Annotated in this window: 3 protein-coding genes (1 of these 3 only partly in view); all 3 read left to right on the top strand. The window is 75.5% G+C overall.

Translation table 11 applies throughout. From position 1 onward, the window contains the following. Positions 1 to 2949, top strand: the end of a protein-coding gene (locus ACF1FZ_RS10625; protein ID WP_391772993.1) for an amino acid adenylation domain-containing protein. 15855 nt of this gene lie to the left of the window's left edge; the window shows 2949 of its 18804 coding nt (coding positions 15856-18804); its start codon lies beyond the left edge, outside the window; the stop codon is at positions 2947 to 2949. After that, positions 2946 to 9344 carry an amino acid adenylation domain-containing protein gene (locus ACF1FZ_RS10620; protein WP_391772992.1) on the top strand — a complete coding sequence of 2133 codons (6399 nt, stop codon included), beginning with the start codon at positions 2946 to 2948 and terminating at the stop codon, positions 9342 to 9344. The genes ACF1FZ_RS10625 and ACF1FZ_RS10620 overlap by 4 nt, the downstream gene beginning before the upstream one ends. Beyond that, a partial coding sequence (locus tag ACF1FZ_RS10615) for an amino acid adenylation domain-containing protein (RefSeq protein WP_391772991.1) occupies positions 9344 to 17988 on the top strand: 8645 nt, incomplete at its 3' end. The genes ACF1FZ_RS10620 and ACF1FZ_RS10615, both read left to right, overlap by 1 nt.

Below are 17988 nucleotides of genomic sequence, written 5' to 3'. Positions count from 1 at the left end.
TGCCTGCCGCGCACCGCCGACCTGGTGGTCGGGCTGCTCGGCGTCCTGCGGGCCGGCGCCGCCTACGTACCGCTGGACCCGGGGTACCCGGACGAGCGCATCGCCGCGATCCTGGCCGACACCCGCCCGGCGGCGCTGCTCACCACGGCGGACTGCCGCCCCGCGATCACCGGGGCCGCGACCGCCGCCGGCGGAGCCGTTCTCCTCGCGGCCGACGCCGCACACGGCGCGGGACCCGTGCCCGAGGCCCCCGCCGCGCTGCCCGGCCAGGCCGCGTACGTCCTGCACACCTCGGGCTCCACCGGACGCCCCAAGGGCGTCGTCGTCAGCCGGGGCAACCTCGCCAACCTCCTGGCCGACATGCGGGACCGGCTGCGCCCCAGCGCCGACGACCGGTTGGTCGCCGTCACCACGGTCAGCTTCGACATCGCCGCGCTGGAACTCTTCCTCCCGCTGGTCAGCGGCGCCGGACTGGTCCTGGCCGACCGCGGCGCCGCACGGGACCCCGAGGCACTGGCCGCGCTGCTCACCGCGAGCGGTGCCACCATCCTCCAGGCCACCCCGACCACCTGGCAGTTGCTGGCCGACACAGCCCCCGACGTCCTGCGCGGGCTGCGCAAGCTGGTCGGCGGCGAAGCCCTCCCCGCTTCCCTGGCCTCCCGACTGCGCGACCTGGGCGGCGAACTCGTCAACGTCTACGGGCCCACCGAGACCACCATCTGGTCCACCGCCGCCCACCTCGACCGGGTCACCGGGAGCGCCCCGCCCATCGGCCGGGCGCTGCGCGGCACCCGCGCCTACGTGCTGGACGAGTGGCTGAACCCGCGCCCCGAAGGCGTACCCGGCGAGCTGTACCTGGCCGGCGCCGGCGTGGCCCGCGGCTACCTGGGGCGCGGCGGCCTGACCGCGGAGCGCTTCACCGCCGACCCCTTCGGCGCGCCGGGCAGCCGCATGTACCGCACGGGCGACCTGGCCCGCCGCCGCGCGGACGGGGAGCTGGAATTCCTCGGACGCACCGACCACCAGGTCAAGGTACGGGGCTTCCGCATCGAGCTGGGCGAGATCGAGACGGCCCTCGGCGCGCACCCGCACGTCGCCGGGGCGGTCGTGGTCGCTCGCGCGGCGTCCGGCGCGGCCCCCGTGCCGGACGACCCGGCCCCGCGGCGACTGGTGGCCTACGTGGTCCCCGAGCCCCACCACGCCGCCCCCGACGACAGCCGGGAGCAGAACCGGCTCGACGAGTGGCGGGAGGCGTACGACACCCTCTACGGCGGTTCCGCGCCCGCCCCCCTCGGCCACGACTTCGGGATCTGGCGGAGCAGTCACGACGGGCAGCCCCTCCCCCTGGACGAGATGCTCCAGTGGCGGGCGGCCACGGTGGACCGCGTCCGGGCGCTGCGGCCCGCGCGGCTGCTGGAGATCGGGGTCGGCACCGGGCTGCTGCTCTCGGAGCTGGCGGAGGACTGCACCGCGTACCACGGGACCGACCTGTCCGCACGGGCGATCGAGACGCTGCGCGAACAGGTCGGCGCGGAACCCGCGCTGAAGGAGAAGGTCGAGCTGCACGTCCGCCCGGCACACGACTTCAGCGGCCTGCGCCGGGGCTTCTACGACACCGTCGTGCTCAACTCCGTCGTCCAGTATTTCCCCGACGCCGACTACCTCACCCGCGTGCTGCGCGGCGCGCTCGACCTGCTAGCCCCCGGCGGGCGGCTCTTCGTCGGCGACGTCCGCAGCCTGGCACTGCTGCGCGCCTTCCGCGCCTCGGTGGAGACCGGCAACAGCGCCGTCTCCGAAACCCCCGCCGCGGTGCTGGCCGCCGCCGACCGCAGGACGGCCGCGGAGAACGAACTCGTCATCGCCCCCGACTACTTCGCGCGGCTGCGGCGGGAAGCCGGCGAACCGCTCCTCCTGGACGTGCGCGTCCGGCGTGGAAGGCCGTACAACGAGCTGACGCGCTACCGCTACGACGTCCTGCTGGCCAAACAGGAGACCGGAACCGCGCCTCCCGCCATGCCCCCGGCCACCGAACTGCGCTGGACGCGGGAGGTCGGCGACGCCGGGCGGCTGGCCGAGATCTGCGAGGCGCACCCCGGCGCGCTGCGCGTCACCGCGATCCCCAACGCCCGAGTGCGGCGCGAGACCGCCGCACTCGCCGCCCTGGTGGACGGGCGACCGGTCACCGAGGTGCGGCGGCTGCTGGAGGGATCCGCCGACGGAGTGGATCCGGAGGACCTGTACGGCGCCGCGGCCGCCGCCGGACGCACCGCCTGGGTGACATGGTCGGCCGAGGGCCTGCCGGACACCGTGGACCTCGTGCTGGCCCCGGCGGGTGGGGACGGCGCGGCGCCGGTGGCGCCGCCGGCCGAGCTGTGGCCTGGCGAACCGGACGCGGACCGGCCGGAGACGAACGACCCGTCCGCCGGGTCGCACCACCGCGAACTGGCTGCCCGCCTCCGGTCCCACCTGGCCGAACGGCTGCCGGACTACATGGTCCCCTCGGCCGTCGTCGTCCTCGACGCCCTCCCGCTGACCGCCAACGGGAAGGTGGACCGGAACGCGCTGCCCGACCCCGACCCGGCGGGCACGGGCGCCGGCCGCCCGCCGCACACGCCTCGGGAGAAGCTGCTCTGCACGCTCTTCGCCGACCTGCTGGGCCTGGGCCGGGTCGGAGTCCAGGACAGCTTCTTCGGCCTGGGGGGTGACAGCGTCCTGTCAGTCCGCCTCGTCAGCCGCGCCCGCGAACACGGGCTGCCGCTGACCACCCGCGACGTCTTCGAGCACCACACTGCGGCCTCGCTCGCGGCGGCCCTGGAGGGCAGGGAACCGGAGGGCGAACCGACCGGCGGCCCGCCGGGCCCCGGCGCCACCGCCCCGCAGCCCATCAGCGTCGATGAACTCGCCGAGCTGGAGGACGAGCTCGGCGCGGACTGGGAGGAGATGCAGTGAGCGGTCCGCAGCGCATGGTTGAGGAGGTCCTCGCGGTCACCCCGCTCCAGGAGGGGTTGCTCTTCCACGCGGTCTTCGACGAGAACGTCCCCGACGCCTACGTCAGCCGACTGGTCCTGGCCCTCTCCGGAGAGCTGGACGCCGACCGGCTGCGACGGGCCGCCCAGGCGCTGGTGGCACGCCACCCGGCGCTGCGCTCGGCCTTCCGCCAGCGGCGCTCGGGGGAGTGGTTCCAACTGGTCGCCACCCGCCCCGCGGTGCCCTGGCAGGAGCTGGACCTGCGGCCCGTGGGGAGCCCGGCGGAGGCGGACAAGCACCTGGAGGCGCTCCTGGACGAGCACCACCGCACCGGATTCGACCTCGGCCGACCGCCCCTGCTGCGCTTCCTGCTGGCCAGGACCGGCGAGGACCGCCACCAGTTGGCCGTGACCTACCACCACCTCGTCCTCGACGGCTGGTCCATGCCCATCCTGATGCGGGAACTGGCCGCGCTTTACGGCAGCGGCGGCGACCCCTCCGCGCTCCCGCCCGTCCGCCCGCACCGCGACCACCTCGACTGGCTGGCCCGCCGCCCGCCCGAGCAGAGCGCCCGCGCCTGGCGGCAGGCGCTGGCGGGACTGCCCGGCCCCACCCTGATCGCCCCGGACGCCGACCGCAACGGCCCGCCCCCCAGGTCGGTGTGGACCCGGCTCGGCGAGCGGGACACCCGCGCCCTCAGTGCGTGGGCGCGTGCCCGCGGCGTGACGGTGAACTCGGCGGTGCAGGCCGCCTGGGCGACCGTGATCGGCCGCCTCACCGGCCGCGACGACGTCGTCTTCGGGACGACCGTCTCGGGGCGGCCGCCGGAGCTGCCCGGCGCCGAGGGGATGGTCGGGTTCTTCATCAACACCGTGCCGACGCGCGTGCGGATGCGGCCGGCCGAGCCGGTCGGCGACCTCGTCGTCCGGATCCAGCGCGAGCAGACCGCCCTCATGGAGCACCAGCACGTCAGGCTCTCCGACGTCCAGCGCTGGTCCGACCGGACCGTGCTCTTCGACACCTCCACCGCGTTCGAGAACTACCCCGCCGACGACCTGTCCGCCGTCAGCTCCGCCGACCACGCGGGCCTGCGCATCGAGGGAGGCACCGGCCGCACCACCAACCACTTTCCCCTCTCCCTCTACGCGCTCCCCGGCCCGGCGCTCCGCCTGCGCCTGGACCACCGCCCCGACGCCGTGGACGGCGTCACCGCACGCCACGCGGCGGACCTGATGGAACGCGCCCTGACCGCCGTCCACAGCGCCCCCGCCACCCCGACCGTCGCGCTCGCCGCCACCCCCGCGACGGCACGGGCGGCACGCCCGCCGGCACCCCGCGCCGCCCCGCCGAGCGCCCCGGTCACGATCGTGGACGCGTTCGAGGCGCGGGCGCGTGCGACCCCCGAGGCCCCCGCCGTCCTCGCCTGTGGTGAGGAGCTGACCTACGCCGAACTCGACGCCCGCGCGAACCGGCTGGCGCGCCTGCTTCTGGAGCGAGGGGTCGGACCCGAGAGCCGGGTCGCCCTCACCGTCTCCCGGAACGCCTGGCTGCCCGTCGCCGTCCTCGGCATCCTCAAGGCGGGCGGCTGCTACGTCCCCGTGGGCGCAGCGCTGCCGCAGGAGCGCGCCGCCCGCATCCTCCGCGAGACCGCACCGGTCTGCCTGCTCACCGACCCCGACGCCGAGGCCGTCCGGGCCCGGCGCACCGCCCCCACGGGGTACGACCGACCCGAGACCGTGCCTGGCGGCGTCGAGCGCGTCGTCTTGTCCGGAACACTCCTGGCCCCGTACGACCCGGCCGCACCGACCGACGCCGAACGGGCCGGGCCGCTGCTCCCCGGCCACCTCGCCTACATCCTCCACACCTCCGGCTCCAGCGGCCGGCCCAAGGGGGTCGCGGTCGAACACGCCCAGGTGACCGCCCTGCTGTCCTGGGCCGTCACCGGCGTCGGAGCCGACCGGCTGCACCGGACCGTGACCTCCACCTCGGAGAGCTTCGACGTGTCGGTCTTCGACACCCTCGTCCCGCTGCTCACCGGCGGCCGCATCGAGATCGTGGAGAACACCCTGGCCGTCGCCGACCGGGCCGGCGGCGAACCCTCCCTCCTGAACGCCGTCCCCTCGGCCCTGCAGGCGCTGCTGGAGCGCGGCGAGCCGCTCGCCGTCCACACCTTCCTCTGCGCCGGCGAACCCTTCCCCGCCCCGCTGGCCCAAGCCCTGCGCGCCGCGTTCCCGCGGGCCCGCGTGGCCAACCTCTACGGCCCGACCGAGACGACCGTCTTCGTCACCGCCCGGTTCCTGGACGAAACCGACGACGGCGCGCCCCCCATCGGCCGCCCGCTGCCCGGCGTGCGCATCCACATCCTCGACCCCTGGCTCCGCCCCGTGCCGGACGGAGTCGTGGGGGAGCTGTACATCGCCGGGGACCACGTCACCCGCGGCTACTGGCAGCGCCCGGACACGACGGCCGAACGCTACGTCGCCGACCCCTTTGGCGCACCCGGCACCCGCATGTACCGCAGCGGCGACCTCGGGCGGCTCCGCCCCGACGGGGAGATCGACCTGGCCGGCCGGGCCGACGGCCAGGTGAAGGTGCGCGGCCACCGGGTCGAGCTGGGAGAGGTGGAGGCCGCGCTGGCCTCCCACCCGGACGTCCTGCAGGCGGCCGCCGCCGTGCACGACGGCGGACCCGCCGGACCGCGCTTGGTGGGCTACGTCGTCCCCAGCGGCACGACGCCCGGCACGGCCGCGGTCCTGGACCACGTGCGAGGCGAGGTGCCCCCCTACATGGTGCCCTCGGCGCTCGTGGTGCTGGACGAGCTGCCGCTGACCGTCAACGGCAAACGGGACCGCGCCGCGCTGCCGCCTCCGCCCGACCGGAGCGACACCACGCGGGCGCGCGCCCCCCGAGGCCCGCACGAGACGATCCTGCTCGGCCTGTTCGCCGAAGTGCTCGGCGTACGCCCGGCCGGCATCGACGACGACTTCTTCGCACTGGGCGGCCACTCGCTGCTCGCCACCCGCCTGGTCAGCCGGGTGCGCACCACCCTCGGAGCCGAACTGGCGGTGCGGGACCTCTTCGAACACCCCACGGTGGCCGCTCTGTACGCGAGGATCGCCCGTGCTGGGGCGGCCCGGCCGCCGGTCTCCCGCGTCCACGAGCGGCCCGACCGCGTCCCCCTCTCGTTCGCCCAGCGGCGGCTGTGGTTCCTCCACCGCCTCCAGGGCCACAGCGCCGCCTACCACGTCCCGCTCGCGCTCCGCCTCACCGGATGCCTCGACACGGCCGCGCTGCGCGGCGCGATCGCCGACGCGGTCGCCCGGCACGGGAGCCTGCGCACCGTCTTCGACGAGGACGCCGAAGGCGTCCGCCAGGTCGTTCAGGACGCCTCGGCTGCCGCCCGGCTGATCACCCTGGTCCCGGAGCCGGTCGAGGACCCGCTGCGGGCGGCGGAGGAGGCGGTGGCCGAGCCCTTCGACCTGACGGCTGGACCACCCCTGCGGTGCAGGCTGTTCACCCGGTCCGTGGACCCGGCGGACCCGCGCGCGGGTCAGGAGCCGGAAGAACATCTGTTCCTGCTGGTGGTGCACCACATCGCGGCCGACGGATGGTCGCTGCGGATCATCGCGCGGGACGTGGCCGCCGCGTACACCGCCCGTGTGCGCGGCGAGGACTTCGCGCCCGCCCCGACCCCCGTCGACTACGTCGACCACACCCTGTGGCAGCACCGGGTGCTCGGCGGCCCCGACGCGGAGGACGGCCCGCTCGGCGCCCAGCTCGCCCACTGGCAGCGGAAGTTGGCCGGCCTGCCGCAGGAGATCGCGCTGCCGGCCGACCGGCCGCGCCCGGCCGCCTCCTCCCACCGGGGTGAGGACGTGGACTTCACCGTCCCCGCCGCCGTGACCGCACGGATCAGGGAGCTGGCGGGAACCACCGGCGCCACGCCCTTCATGGTCCTCCAGGCCGCGCTGGCGGTACTGCTGCACCGCATGGGGGCGGGGGCCGACATCCCGTTGGGCACCCCGGTCGCCGGGCGCACCGACAGCGCGGTCGAGGGGGTCGTCGGACTCTTCGTCAACACCCTGGTCCTGCGCACGGACCTGAGTGGCTCGCCCACCTTCGCCCAACTCCTGGGCCGGGTCCGCGCCACCGCCCTGGACGCCTATGCCCACCAGGACGTGCCCTTCGAGCGGCTGGTCGAGGTGCTCGCCCCCGAGCGCTCCCTGGCCCGCCACCCCCTCTTCCAGGTCTCCCTCGTCCTGCAGAACCTCGACGAGGCGGCGGCGCCGGTGGACGGACTGCCCGGGCTGCGCGCCGAGGCGGTCCGTACCCGGCGCGACGGCGCGAAGGTCGACCTGTCCTTCGTGCTGGCCCCGAGCGGACCGGAGGGCGGCGACATGCCCGGAGTCCTCACCTACAGCGCCGACCTCTTCGACCGCGCGACCGCGCAGGGGCTCGTGGACCGGCTGCTGCGGGTGCTGGACCAGGTGCTCGCCGCCCCCGCCACCCCCGTGGGGCGGGTGGACGTGCTCCTGCCCGGCGAGGCGCGGCGCGAGCTGGAGCACAGCCGCGGACCGGGCGCGGCGGGAGACGCGGACGAACCGCTGGCACGCTTCGAGAAGTGGGCGGCGACCGCCCCCGACGCCCCCGCCCTGCGGTGGGACGGCGGCCGGCTGACCTACGCCGAGCTGGACCGGAAGGCGGACGCGGTGGCCCGCGTGCTCATCGGGCGCTCCATCGGGCCCGAGGACGTGGTCGCGGTCGTCGCCCCGCGCGACCCGGACGTGGTGGCCGCACTCCTCGGGGTGCTCAAGTCCGGCGCCGTGTACCTCCCGATCGACGAGGCGTGGCCGCTCGAACGGCGTCGGCAGGTGACCGCCGACGCCGGGGCGCGCCTGCTCCTGGCGGCAGGGGACACCGGCACCGCCCGGACCGCCTTCGGTCCCTCCTGCGGCCCGGACACCGAAGTCCTCGGCCTCATGGACCCGGCCTTCCACGCCACCGGCGGTCCGGCCCTTCCGGCCGGGCGGGGCCACCCGCGTTCACTGGCGTACGTCATCTACACCTCCGGCTCCACCGGGCGCCCCAAGGGCGTGGGCGTGGAGCGCCGGGCACTGGCGCACTACGTGGAAGGGGCCGTGCATCGCTACCAGGACGCGGCGGCGACGGCCCTGCTCCACTCGCCGCTGACCTTCGACCTCAGCGCCACCGCCCTGTTCACCCCACTCGCCTCGGGCGGCTGCGTCGTACTGGGGGAGGTGGACCGTGCGGCGGAGGCCCACCTGGTGGGCTTCGTCAAGGCGACGCCGTCCCACCTGCCGCTGCTGGAACGGCGTCCCGGACTGCTCGGGGAGAACGGCACCCTCGTACTGGGCGGTGAAGCGCTCGACGGACGGGCTCTGCGCGACTGGCGGGCCGCCCACCCGCACGCCGAGGTCATCAACGCCTACGGGCCCACGGAGCTGACCGTCAACTGCGCCGAGCACCGCATCGCCCCCGGCGACCCGGTGCCGGACGGGCCGGTGCCGATCGGCCGTCCGTTCGCCGGTGTCCGCGCGATGGTGCTCGACACGGGACTGGCCCCCGCGCCCCCGGGCGTGGCCGGGGAGCTGTACGTTGCCGGGCCCGGAGTGGCCCGCGGCTACCTGGGGCAGCGCGCCCTGACCGCCGAGCGGTTCGTGGCCTGCCCGTTCGGGGAGCCGGGGGAGCGGATGTACCGCACCGGCGACCTCGTCCGCCGCCTTCCCGGTGGCGAACTGGAGTACGTGGGCCGAACGGACGAGCAGGTGAAGCTGCGGGGCTTCCGGATAGAACTGTCCGAGGTGGCGCGCGCCCTGGCCGCCGAGGAGTCGGTCGCCCGCGCGGTCGCCGTCGTACGGGAGGACCGTCCGGGCGACCGGCGGCTGACCGGCTACGTGGTCCCGGCGGCGGGAGCCCGCCCGTACGAGGACGAACTGCGCGGCGCGGTGGCCCGCACCCTGCCCGACTACATGGTGCCCTCCGCCGTCGTGGTCCTCGACGAACTGCCCACCACGCCCCACGGAAAGCTCGACCGGCGCGCGCTCCCCACCCCAGCCCACCGCTCGCGGGGCGGCCGCCCGCCGCGCGACGAGCGCGAGCGGGACCTGTGCCGGATCTACGCCGACGTGCTGGGCCTGCCCGAGGTCGGTACCGAGGACGACTTCTTCGCACTCGGCGGCCACTCTCTGCTCGCCACCCGGCTGGTCAACCGCATCCGGGCCGAACGCGCCGAAGAACTGGACGTACGGACCGTGTTCGAAGCCCGAACGGTCGCCGCGCTGGCGGCCCGGCTGCGGACCGGCCGCCCTGACACCCGCCCCGCGTTGCGACGGATGTCGCGGTCGGAGGACTTGTGATGCTTCCCCTCTCCCTCGCCCAGCAGCGGCTGTGGTTCCTCCACACGATGGACGGCCCCAGCTCCACGTACAACATCCCCACGGCGCTGCGGATGACCGGCGCGCTGGACGTCGCCGCGCTGGGCGAGGCCCTGCGCGACGTCGTACGGCGCCACGAGACGCTCCGCACCGTCTTCCCCGACACCGGCGACGGTGCCCGGCAGCACGTCCTGCCCGCCGCCGGGACCGTCGTCGAGCTGGCCGTCACCCGGTCCACCGAGGACGAGCTGCCCGCCGCCCTGGCCCACGAGGCCGGCCACGCCTTCGACCTGGCCCGCGAAGTCCCCATCAGAGCGAAGCTGTTCACACTCGCCGAGCAGGAGCACGTGCTCTGCCTGGTGATCCACCACATCGCCAGCGACGGCTGGTCGCGCACCCCGCTCGCCCGCGACCTCGCCACCGCCTACGCCGCCCGCAGCGCCGGGCACGCCCCGGGGTGGGAGGAACTCCCCGTCCAGTACGGCGACTACACCCTCTGGCAGCGCGAACTCCTCGGCTCAGAGGACGACTCCGAGAGCCTGCTCAGCCGCCAGACGGCGTACTGGAAGCAACGGCTCGCGGGCCTGCCGGACGCCATCGAACTGCCCTTGGACCGTCCCCGCCCGCCGATCGCCGGCCACCGCGGCGACACCGTCCCCTTCACCCTCCCGCCCCGGACCCACGAGCGGGTCGCCGCGCTCGCCGCCCGCCACGGCGCGAGCACCTTCATGGTGGTGCAGGCGGCCCTGGCCGGCCTGCTGTCCCGGCTCGGCGCGGGCACCGACATCCCCCTGGGCACCCCGGTGGCCGGACGCACCGACGAAGCGCTGGAGGGGCTGATCGGCTTCTTCGTCAACACCCTGGTGCTGCGCACGGACACCTCGGGGAACCCCACCTTCGACGAACTGGTCGAACGGGCCCGCGCATGCGCTCTGGACGCCTACGCCCACCAGGACGTGCCGTTCGAGCGGCTGGTGGAGGCACTCGCTCCCGAGCGCTCCCTGGCCCGCCACCCCCTCTTCCAGGTGAGCCTGAGCCTTCAGCACGCCACCGACCACACCACCCTCCTGGACGGCTTGGAGATCGCCCCCCTGGACACGGGATGGCGGGCGGCCAAGTTCGACCTGTCCCTGGACCTCCTGGAGAAGCGCGGCCCCGACGGCCGCCCGGGCGGCATCGCCGGCACCGTCGAGTACTCCACCGACGTCTTCGACGCCGCCACTGTCCGCGGGCTCGGGGAACGCCTCGTCCGCCTCCTGGAGGCCGGGACCGCCGACCCCGAGGCGCGGCTGCTCTCGATCGACCTGCTCTCCGCCGACGAACGGCGGCGCGTGCTGCAGGAGTTCGCCACCGGACCCGCAGCCGTTGAAGCCGCAGCCGGTGAGCTCCCGGCCGGCGCGGCCGACGAGGGGCTGGAGGCGGTGTGCGACACCTTCGCCCGCCAGGCGGCAGCCACCCCCGAGGCCCTGGCCCTCGTCGGCGGTCCGGTCGCACTCACCTTCGCCGAGGCCGACGCTCGCGTCTCCCGGCTGGCCCGGCTGCTGATCTCCCGAGGCGCCGGCCCCGAGGTCCGCGTCGCCGTCTGCCTGGACCGCGGCGCCCTGTGGCCGACGACCGTACTGGCGGTGCTGCGCAGCGGCGCGGTCTACGTACCGCTGGACCCGCGCTCCCCGCATGAGCGCCTGGCCGCCGTCGAACGCGGCGTCGCCCCCCTCCTCGTCCTCGCCGAACACGCCACCGAGGCCGCGGTCGCCGAACTCGCCGCCCCCGTCCTCGTCCTGGACGACCCGAGCACCCAAGCCGCGATCGACGCCCGGGAACCGGGCCCGGTCACCGACGCCGACCGCACCGCCCCCCTCCTGCCCGGGCACGCGGCGTACGTCATCCACACCTCGGGCTCCACCGGCCGGCCCAAGGGGGTCGTGGTGGACCACCAGGGCCTGACGCGGCTGCTCCAGGCGCACCGCCGGGTCACCTTCTCCCGCATCCGTCCCTCCGCCGGCGGCCCCGGCCGCGCCGCCCACGTCTCCTCCTTCTCCTTCGACGCCTCGTGGGACCCGCTGCTCGCGATGGTCGCAGGCCACGAACTGCACATGATCGACGAGGACCTGAGGTTCGACCCGCCGGGCGTGGTGGCCTACTTCCGCGACCGCCGCATCGACTACGTCGACCTCACCCCCACCTACTTCCGCAGCCTGCTCGACGCCGGGCTGCTGGAGGAGGGCGCCCCCTGCCCGTCGCTGCTCGCGCTGGGCGGCGAGGCGATGGACGGCGAGCTGTGGGAGCGGCTGCGGGCGGCCGCCCCCCGCGTGACCGCGATGAACACCTACGGCCCCACCGAGACCGCCGTCGACGCCGTGGTGACCGTACTGGGCGACCTGCCCCCGGGCACGATCGGCCGGCCCGTGCCCCGCTGGCGGGCCTACGTCCTCGACGCGGGACTGCAGCCGGTCCCGCCCGGCGTGCTGGGCGAGCTGTACATCGCCGGACCCGGGGTCGCCCGCGGCTACCTGGGGCAGCGCGCCCTGACCGCCGAGCGGTTCGTGGCCTGCCCGTTCGGAGGGCCGGGGGAGCGGATGTACCGCACCGGAGACCTGGCGCGGTGGCTCCCAGACGGCCACCTGGTCTGCGTCGGACGCGGCGACGAACAGGTCAAGATCCGAGGGTTCCGCATTGAGCCCGGCGAGGTGGAGGCCGCCCTGCGGGAGCTGGAGGGTGTCACGGCGGCCGCCGTGACCGTCCGCGAGGACATCCCCGGAACGCGCAGACTGGTGGGGTACGTCGTCGGGGCCCCCGACGCCGACGACGACCTCCTCCGGCCCGCCGAGGTGCTGGCACGCCTGCGCGACCGACTGCCCGACCACCTGGTGCCGTCGGCGTTCGTACGCATCGGCGAACTGCCCGTCAACGCCAGCGGCAAACTGGACCGGGCCGCGCTCCCGGCCCCCGACCCCGCGGACTTCCCTGCCGGCCGGCGACCGCGCACCGCCCTGGAACGGGAGCTGTGCGCGCTGTTCGCGGACGTCCTCGGCGCCGGGAGCGTCGGCATCGACGACGACTTCTTCGGCCGGGGCGGCGACAGCATCCTCTCCATCCAGCTGGTGGGCAGCGCCCGCCGGGCGGGCCTGGAGTTCACCGTCCGGCAGGTCTTCGAGCTGCGGACCCCCGCGGCCCTGGCCGCCGCCGCCCGCAGGACCGACGCCGCACGCGACGAGGAACCCGCCCTCGCAGTCGGACCGCTGCCGCCGCTCCCCGTGGTCGTCGAGACCCTCGCGGCCGGCGGGCCGGTCCACGCGTACAACCAGTCGGTCGTCCTCGCGTCCCCGCCGGACGCCGCACCCGACGACGTACGCGACGCGCTCCAGGCCCTCCTCGACCGGCACGACGGGCTGCGCGTCCACGCCGCCCCGGCGGCCGACCCCGGCCGCCTCTGGGACCTGCGGGTGGAGGGGGCCGGCACGGTCGCGGCCGAGCGGTGCCTGCGCCGGATCGACGCGACCGGGATGTCCGACGAGGAACTGGCGCAGGCCGGGGCCGCCGAGGCCGTCACCGCGCGCGCGTCCCTCGACCCCCTCGCCGGGGCCCTCGTCGCCGCTGTCTGGTTCGACCGGGGCGACCAGCCGGGCCGGCTCGTACTGGTGATCCACCACCTCGCCGTCGACGGCGTCTCCTGGCGCATCCTGCTCGGCGACCTCCGCGAGGCATGGCGGGCGCTGCGCGCCGGCCGCCGCCCCGAACTCCCCCGTACGGGCACCTCGCTGCGCACCTGGGCCACCCGGCTCACCGAACGGGCCACCGACCCGGCCGTCACCGCCCAACTGGACCACTGGACGGCCACGCTCGCCGACGACGGCCCCGCACCGGGCAGCCGCCCGCTGGACGGGGCCCGGGACACCGTGGCCACCTCCGCCGTCCTCAGCGGCGAACTGCCCGCCTCCCTCACCAGCGCCCTGCTCGGCCCCGCCCCGGCGGCCTTCCGCGCCGGGGTGAACGACCTGCTGCTGACCGCCTTCGCCCTCGCCGTCGCCCACTGGCGGGGCGAGGAGGACGGACCGGTCCTGGTGGACCTGGAGGGCCACGGCCGGACCGAGGAACTGGTTCCGGGGGCCGACCTGTCCCGAACCGTCGGCTGGTTGACCACCGTCCACCCGGTGCGGCTCGCCGCCGGGAGGGTCACCGCCGCCGACCTCGCCGAGCGCGCCCCGGCCGTTGGCGACGCGATCAAGCGGATCAAGGAGCAACTGCGCGCCGTCCCCGACGGAGGGCTGGGATACGGCCTGCTGCGCCACCTGAACCCCGACACCGCCCCCCGCCTCCACGGCCTCGCCCGCGCGCGCTTCGGCTTCAACTACCTCGGCCGGTTCGCCGCCGAGCAGGGCGCGGGCGAGGACGGCTGGCCGCTGCTCGGCAGCGGCCCCGCGGGCCACCACCCGAACACCCCGCTCGACCACGAGATCGAGGTCAACGTCGTCACGGCCGAGGGCCCGGACGGGCCCCGGCTGATCACCCGGTGGACCTACGCCACCGGCCTGCTCACCGAGGAGGAGGTGCGCCGCCTCACACGGTCCTGGTCGCTGGCGCTGCACGCCGTCGTCGACCACGCCACCGCCGCCGGAGCGGGCGGCCTCACCCCCTCCGACGTGGCCGTCCCCGCCCTCGGCCAGGCCGAGATCGAACAGCTCGAACGCCGCTCCGGCACCGCCCTGGAGGACATCCTGCCGGCCGCCCCCCTCCAGGAGGGCCTGCTCTTCCACAGCGTGTACGACCGGCGCGCCCTGGACGTCTACGTCGGGCAGCTCGCCTTCCGCCTGGACGGAGAGATCGACCCGGACGCCCTGCGGACGGCCGCGGCCGCGCTGCTCGCCCGCCACACCAGCCTGCGGACGGGCTTCCACCAACGGGAATCGGGCCAGTGGGTGCAGGCCGTGGCCCGGTCGGTGGAGCTGCCGTGGCGCTTCCACGACCTGCTCGACCCGTACGGCGGCCCCGCGGACGCCGGGTCCGCGCGGCGGCTGGAGGAGCTGGCCGCGGCCGAACGCACCGAGCGGTTCGACCTCACCAGCCCGCCGCTCGTCCGCTTCCTCCTGGTCCGCACCGCCCCCGAGCAGTACCAGTTCGTGATCACCACCCACCACACGATCGTGGACGGCTGGTCCATCCCCATCCTGCTGCGCGAACTGCTCGCGCTCTACAGCGGAGACCCGCTGCCCCCGGCCCCCGGCCACCGCCTCCACGCCGACTGGCTGGCCGCACGCGACCTCGTGGCGGCGCGCGAGGCATGGACGCGGGCGCTGGCGGACACGGACGGGCCGACCCTGCTCGCCCCCGGCGCGCCGCGCGTCGGAGAAGTCCCCGAGTCGGTGCGGCTGAACCTGCCCGAGGAGGTCTCCGCACGGCTGAGGACCCGCGCCCGCGAGGCCGGGATCACCCTCAACTCCGTGGTCCAGGCCGTCTGGGCGCTCGTCCTCGCCCAGGAGACCGGCCGCTCGGACGTCACGTTCGGCATCACGGTCTCGGGCCGCCCGGCGGAACTCTCCGGGACCGAGGACCTCGTCGGCATGCTGGTGAACAAGATCCCGCTGCGCGTCCGTCTCCGCCCGGCCGAACCCCTCATGGAACTGATCCGGCGGCTGGAGAAGGAACAGCTCGAACTCCTGGAGCACCAGCACGTCCCGCTCACCACCCTGCACCGCTGGAGCGGCCTGCCCGAACTCTTCGACACCACCATGGTGTTCGAGAACTACCCGGCGGAGATCACCGCCCGGCAGGCGCCCTTCCGCGCGTCGGGCACGGCCGGTTACAGCCGCAACCACTACCCGCTCACCCTGGTCGGAGCCATGCGCGGGACCGAACTGACCGTCCGTATCGACTACCGCCCCGACCTCTTCGGCGAGGACTGGGCCCGCTCCCTGGGCGAGAGGGTGATCGCCGCCCTGACCGAGGCCGTCGACCGCCCCTTCGCCCCCGCCGGCACGCTCGACCTGCTCGGGACCGAGGAGCGCGCCCGACTGCTGGAGTGGGGCACCGGCGCCGAACCGGAGGACGCCCCGCGCACCTGCGTCGAGCTGTTCGAGGAGCAGGCCACCCGTACCCCCGACGCCCCGGCGGTCATCTCGCCCGACGGCGTCCTCACCTACGCCGAGCTGGACCGGCAGGCGAACGGCGTCGCCCGGTGGCTGGCCGACCGCGCCGAATCCGTCGGCGGCGCCGAGACCTACGTCGGCGTGCTCGCCCCCCGCCGCCCCGAAGTGCTCGCCGTCCTGCTCGGTGTCCTCAAGTCGGGGGCCGCCTACGTCCCCCTGGACGAGCAGTGGCCGACCGAACGCCTCCGCACGGTCCTGGAGGACTGCCGCCCCGCGCTCGTGGTGGCCCCGACGGGCGCCAGGAGCGGTGCCGCGCGGGAGACCGGCACGACGGTGCTCCCCGTGGACCCGGCCGCCCTCGCCGCACACGGTGCCCAGGCCCCGGCCGACGCCGAGCGGATACGCCCCCTGACGCCCGGCGGAGCCGCGTACGCCCTCTACACCTCAGGGTCCACCGGCCGCCCCAAGGGCGTGGTGATCGACCACAGCGCCCTGGGCGCGTACGTCGGCGGCGCGCGCCGCCGCTACCCCGACGCGGCCGGGACCTCGCTGGCCCACACTTCGCTCGCCTTCGACCTCACCGTCACCACCCTGCTCACCCCGCTCACCGCAGGCGGCGCCGTGCGCCTGGGCGAACTGGACGAGTCCGCCCGAGCCGCCGGGGCCACCCTGGTCAAGGCGACGCCCTCCCACCTGCCCCTGCTGAGCGAGCTGCCCGGGGTCCTGAAGGACGGGGGCACCCTGATCCTCGGCGGCGAGGCGCTGACCGGCGGGCGGCTGCGCCCCTGGCTCGAACTGCACCCCGACACCCAGGTCGTCAACGCCTACGGGCCGACGGAACTCACGGTCAACTGCACCGAGTACCGGCTGCCGAAGGGAGAACCGGCCGGCGAAGGACCGGTGCCCATCGGCCGCCCGTTCACCGGGGTACGGGTCCACGTGCTCGGCCCCGGCCTGCGTCCGGTCCCCGCCGGGGGCGCGGTCGGCGAACTGTACGTCTCCGGCACGGGGGTGGCCCGGGGCTATCTGGGCCGGCCGGGGCTGACCGCCGAGCGGTTCGTGGCCTGCCCCTTCGGGGAGCCGGGGGAGCGGATGTACCGCACCGGCGACCTCGTCCGCTGGCGGTCCGACGGCCAACTGGAGTACGTCGGCCGAAGCGACGACCAGGTCAAACTGCGCGGATTCCGCATCGAGACCGCGGAGGTCGCCCGCGCCCTGGAGGCCTGTCCCTCCGTCGGCGGCGCGGTGGTGGTGCTGCGCGAGGACCAGCCGGGCGACCAGCGCCTGGTCGGCTACCTCGTACCGGCCGCCGGAAGCGGCGCACTCGACAAGGAGGCGGTGTCGGACGCGGTGCGGACGGTGCTGCCCGAGTACATGGTCCCCTCGGCGCTGGTGGTGCTGGAGGAAGGACTGCCGCTGACGGTCAACGGCAAGGTCGACCGAAGCGCGCTGCCGGCGCCGGCGGCGGAGCCGGCCCGCCCCGCGGTCCGGGCGCCGCGCGGCCCGCGCGAGGAGATCCTGTGCGGGCTCTTCGCCGACGTGCTGGGCGTGCCCGCGGTCGGCGTGGACGACGACTTCTTCGCCCTGGGCGGCCACTCCCTGCTGGCCATCGTCGTGATCAGCCGGATCAGGGCCCTGCTCGACGTGGACGTGGCCATCGACGCGCTCTTCGAGGCCCCCACGGTGGCCCGGCTGGCCGCCCAGCTCGACGGGCCCGGACGCGGCCACGGCGCGGTGCGTCCGGCGGTGCCACGCCCCGGACGCCTCCCGCTCTCCTACGCCCAGCGCCGCCTGTGGTTCCTCCACCAGATCGAGGGGCCGAGCGCCACCTACACCATCCCGCTGGCGCTGCGCCTGACCGGTCCGCTGGACGTGGCCGCGCTGCGGGCCGCGCTGGGGGACGTGGTCGCCCGGCACGAGAGCCTGCGTACCGTCTTCGCCGAGGACGAGCACGGCCCGCACCAGATCGTCCTCGCACCCCGGTACACCGAGCCCGGCCTGAAGGCGGTCCCCACCACGGAGGACCGCCTCAGGGCCGACCTGGAGGCCGAGGCCGCCCGCCCCTTCGACCTCGGCCAGGCGCCGCCGGTGCACGCCCGCCTCTTCGTCCTCGGCGAACACACCCACGTCCTGCTGCTGGCGGTCCACCACATCGCGATGGACGGCTGGTCGGTTCGCCCCCTGGTGCGCGACCTGGCGTCCGCCTACGCGGCCCGCCGCTGCGGAAACTCCCCCGACCTGCCCGAACTGCCCGTCCAGTACGCCGACTACACCCTGTGGCAGCACGAGGAGCTGGGCTCCGAGGACGACCCGGACAGTCCCATCGCCGCGCAACTGCGGTACTGGCGCCAGACCCTGGGCGGACTGCCGCAGGAGTCGGCGCCGGCCGCCGACCGGCCCCGACCCGCCGTCCCCTCGTACCGGGGCGGCCGCGTCGCCTTCACCGTTCCGCCGTGGTTGCACGGGCGGGTGGTGGAGTTGGCGCGGGAGTTCCGGGCGACGCCGTTCATGGTGGTGCACGCGGCGTTGGCGGCGCTGCTGAC

This window comes from Streptomyces sp. NPDC014623, assembly GCF_043088245.1.
GTDB lineage: Bacteria > Actinomycetota > Actinomycetes > Streptomycetales > Streptomycetaceae > Streptomyces.
This window is presented reverse-complemented; position numbering and strand designations above follow the sequence as displayed.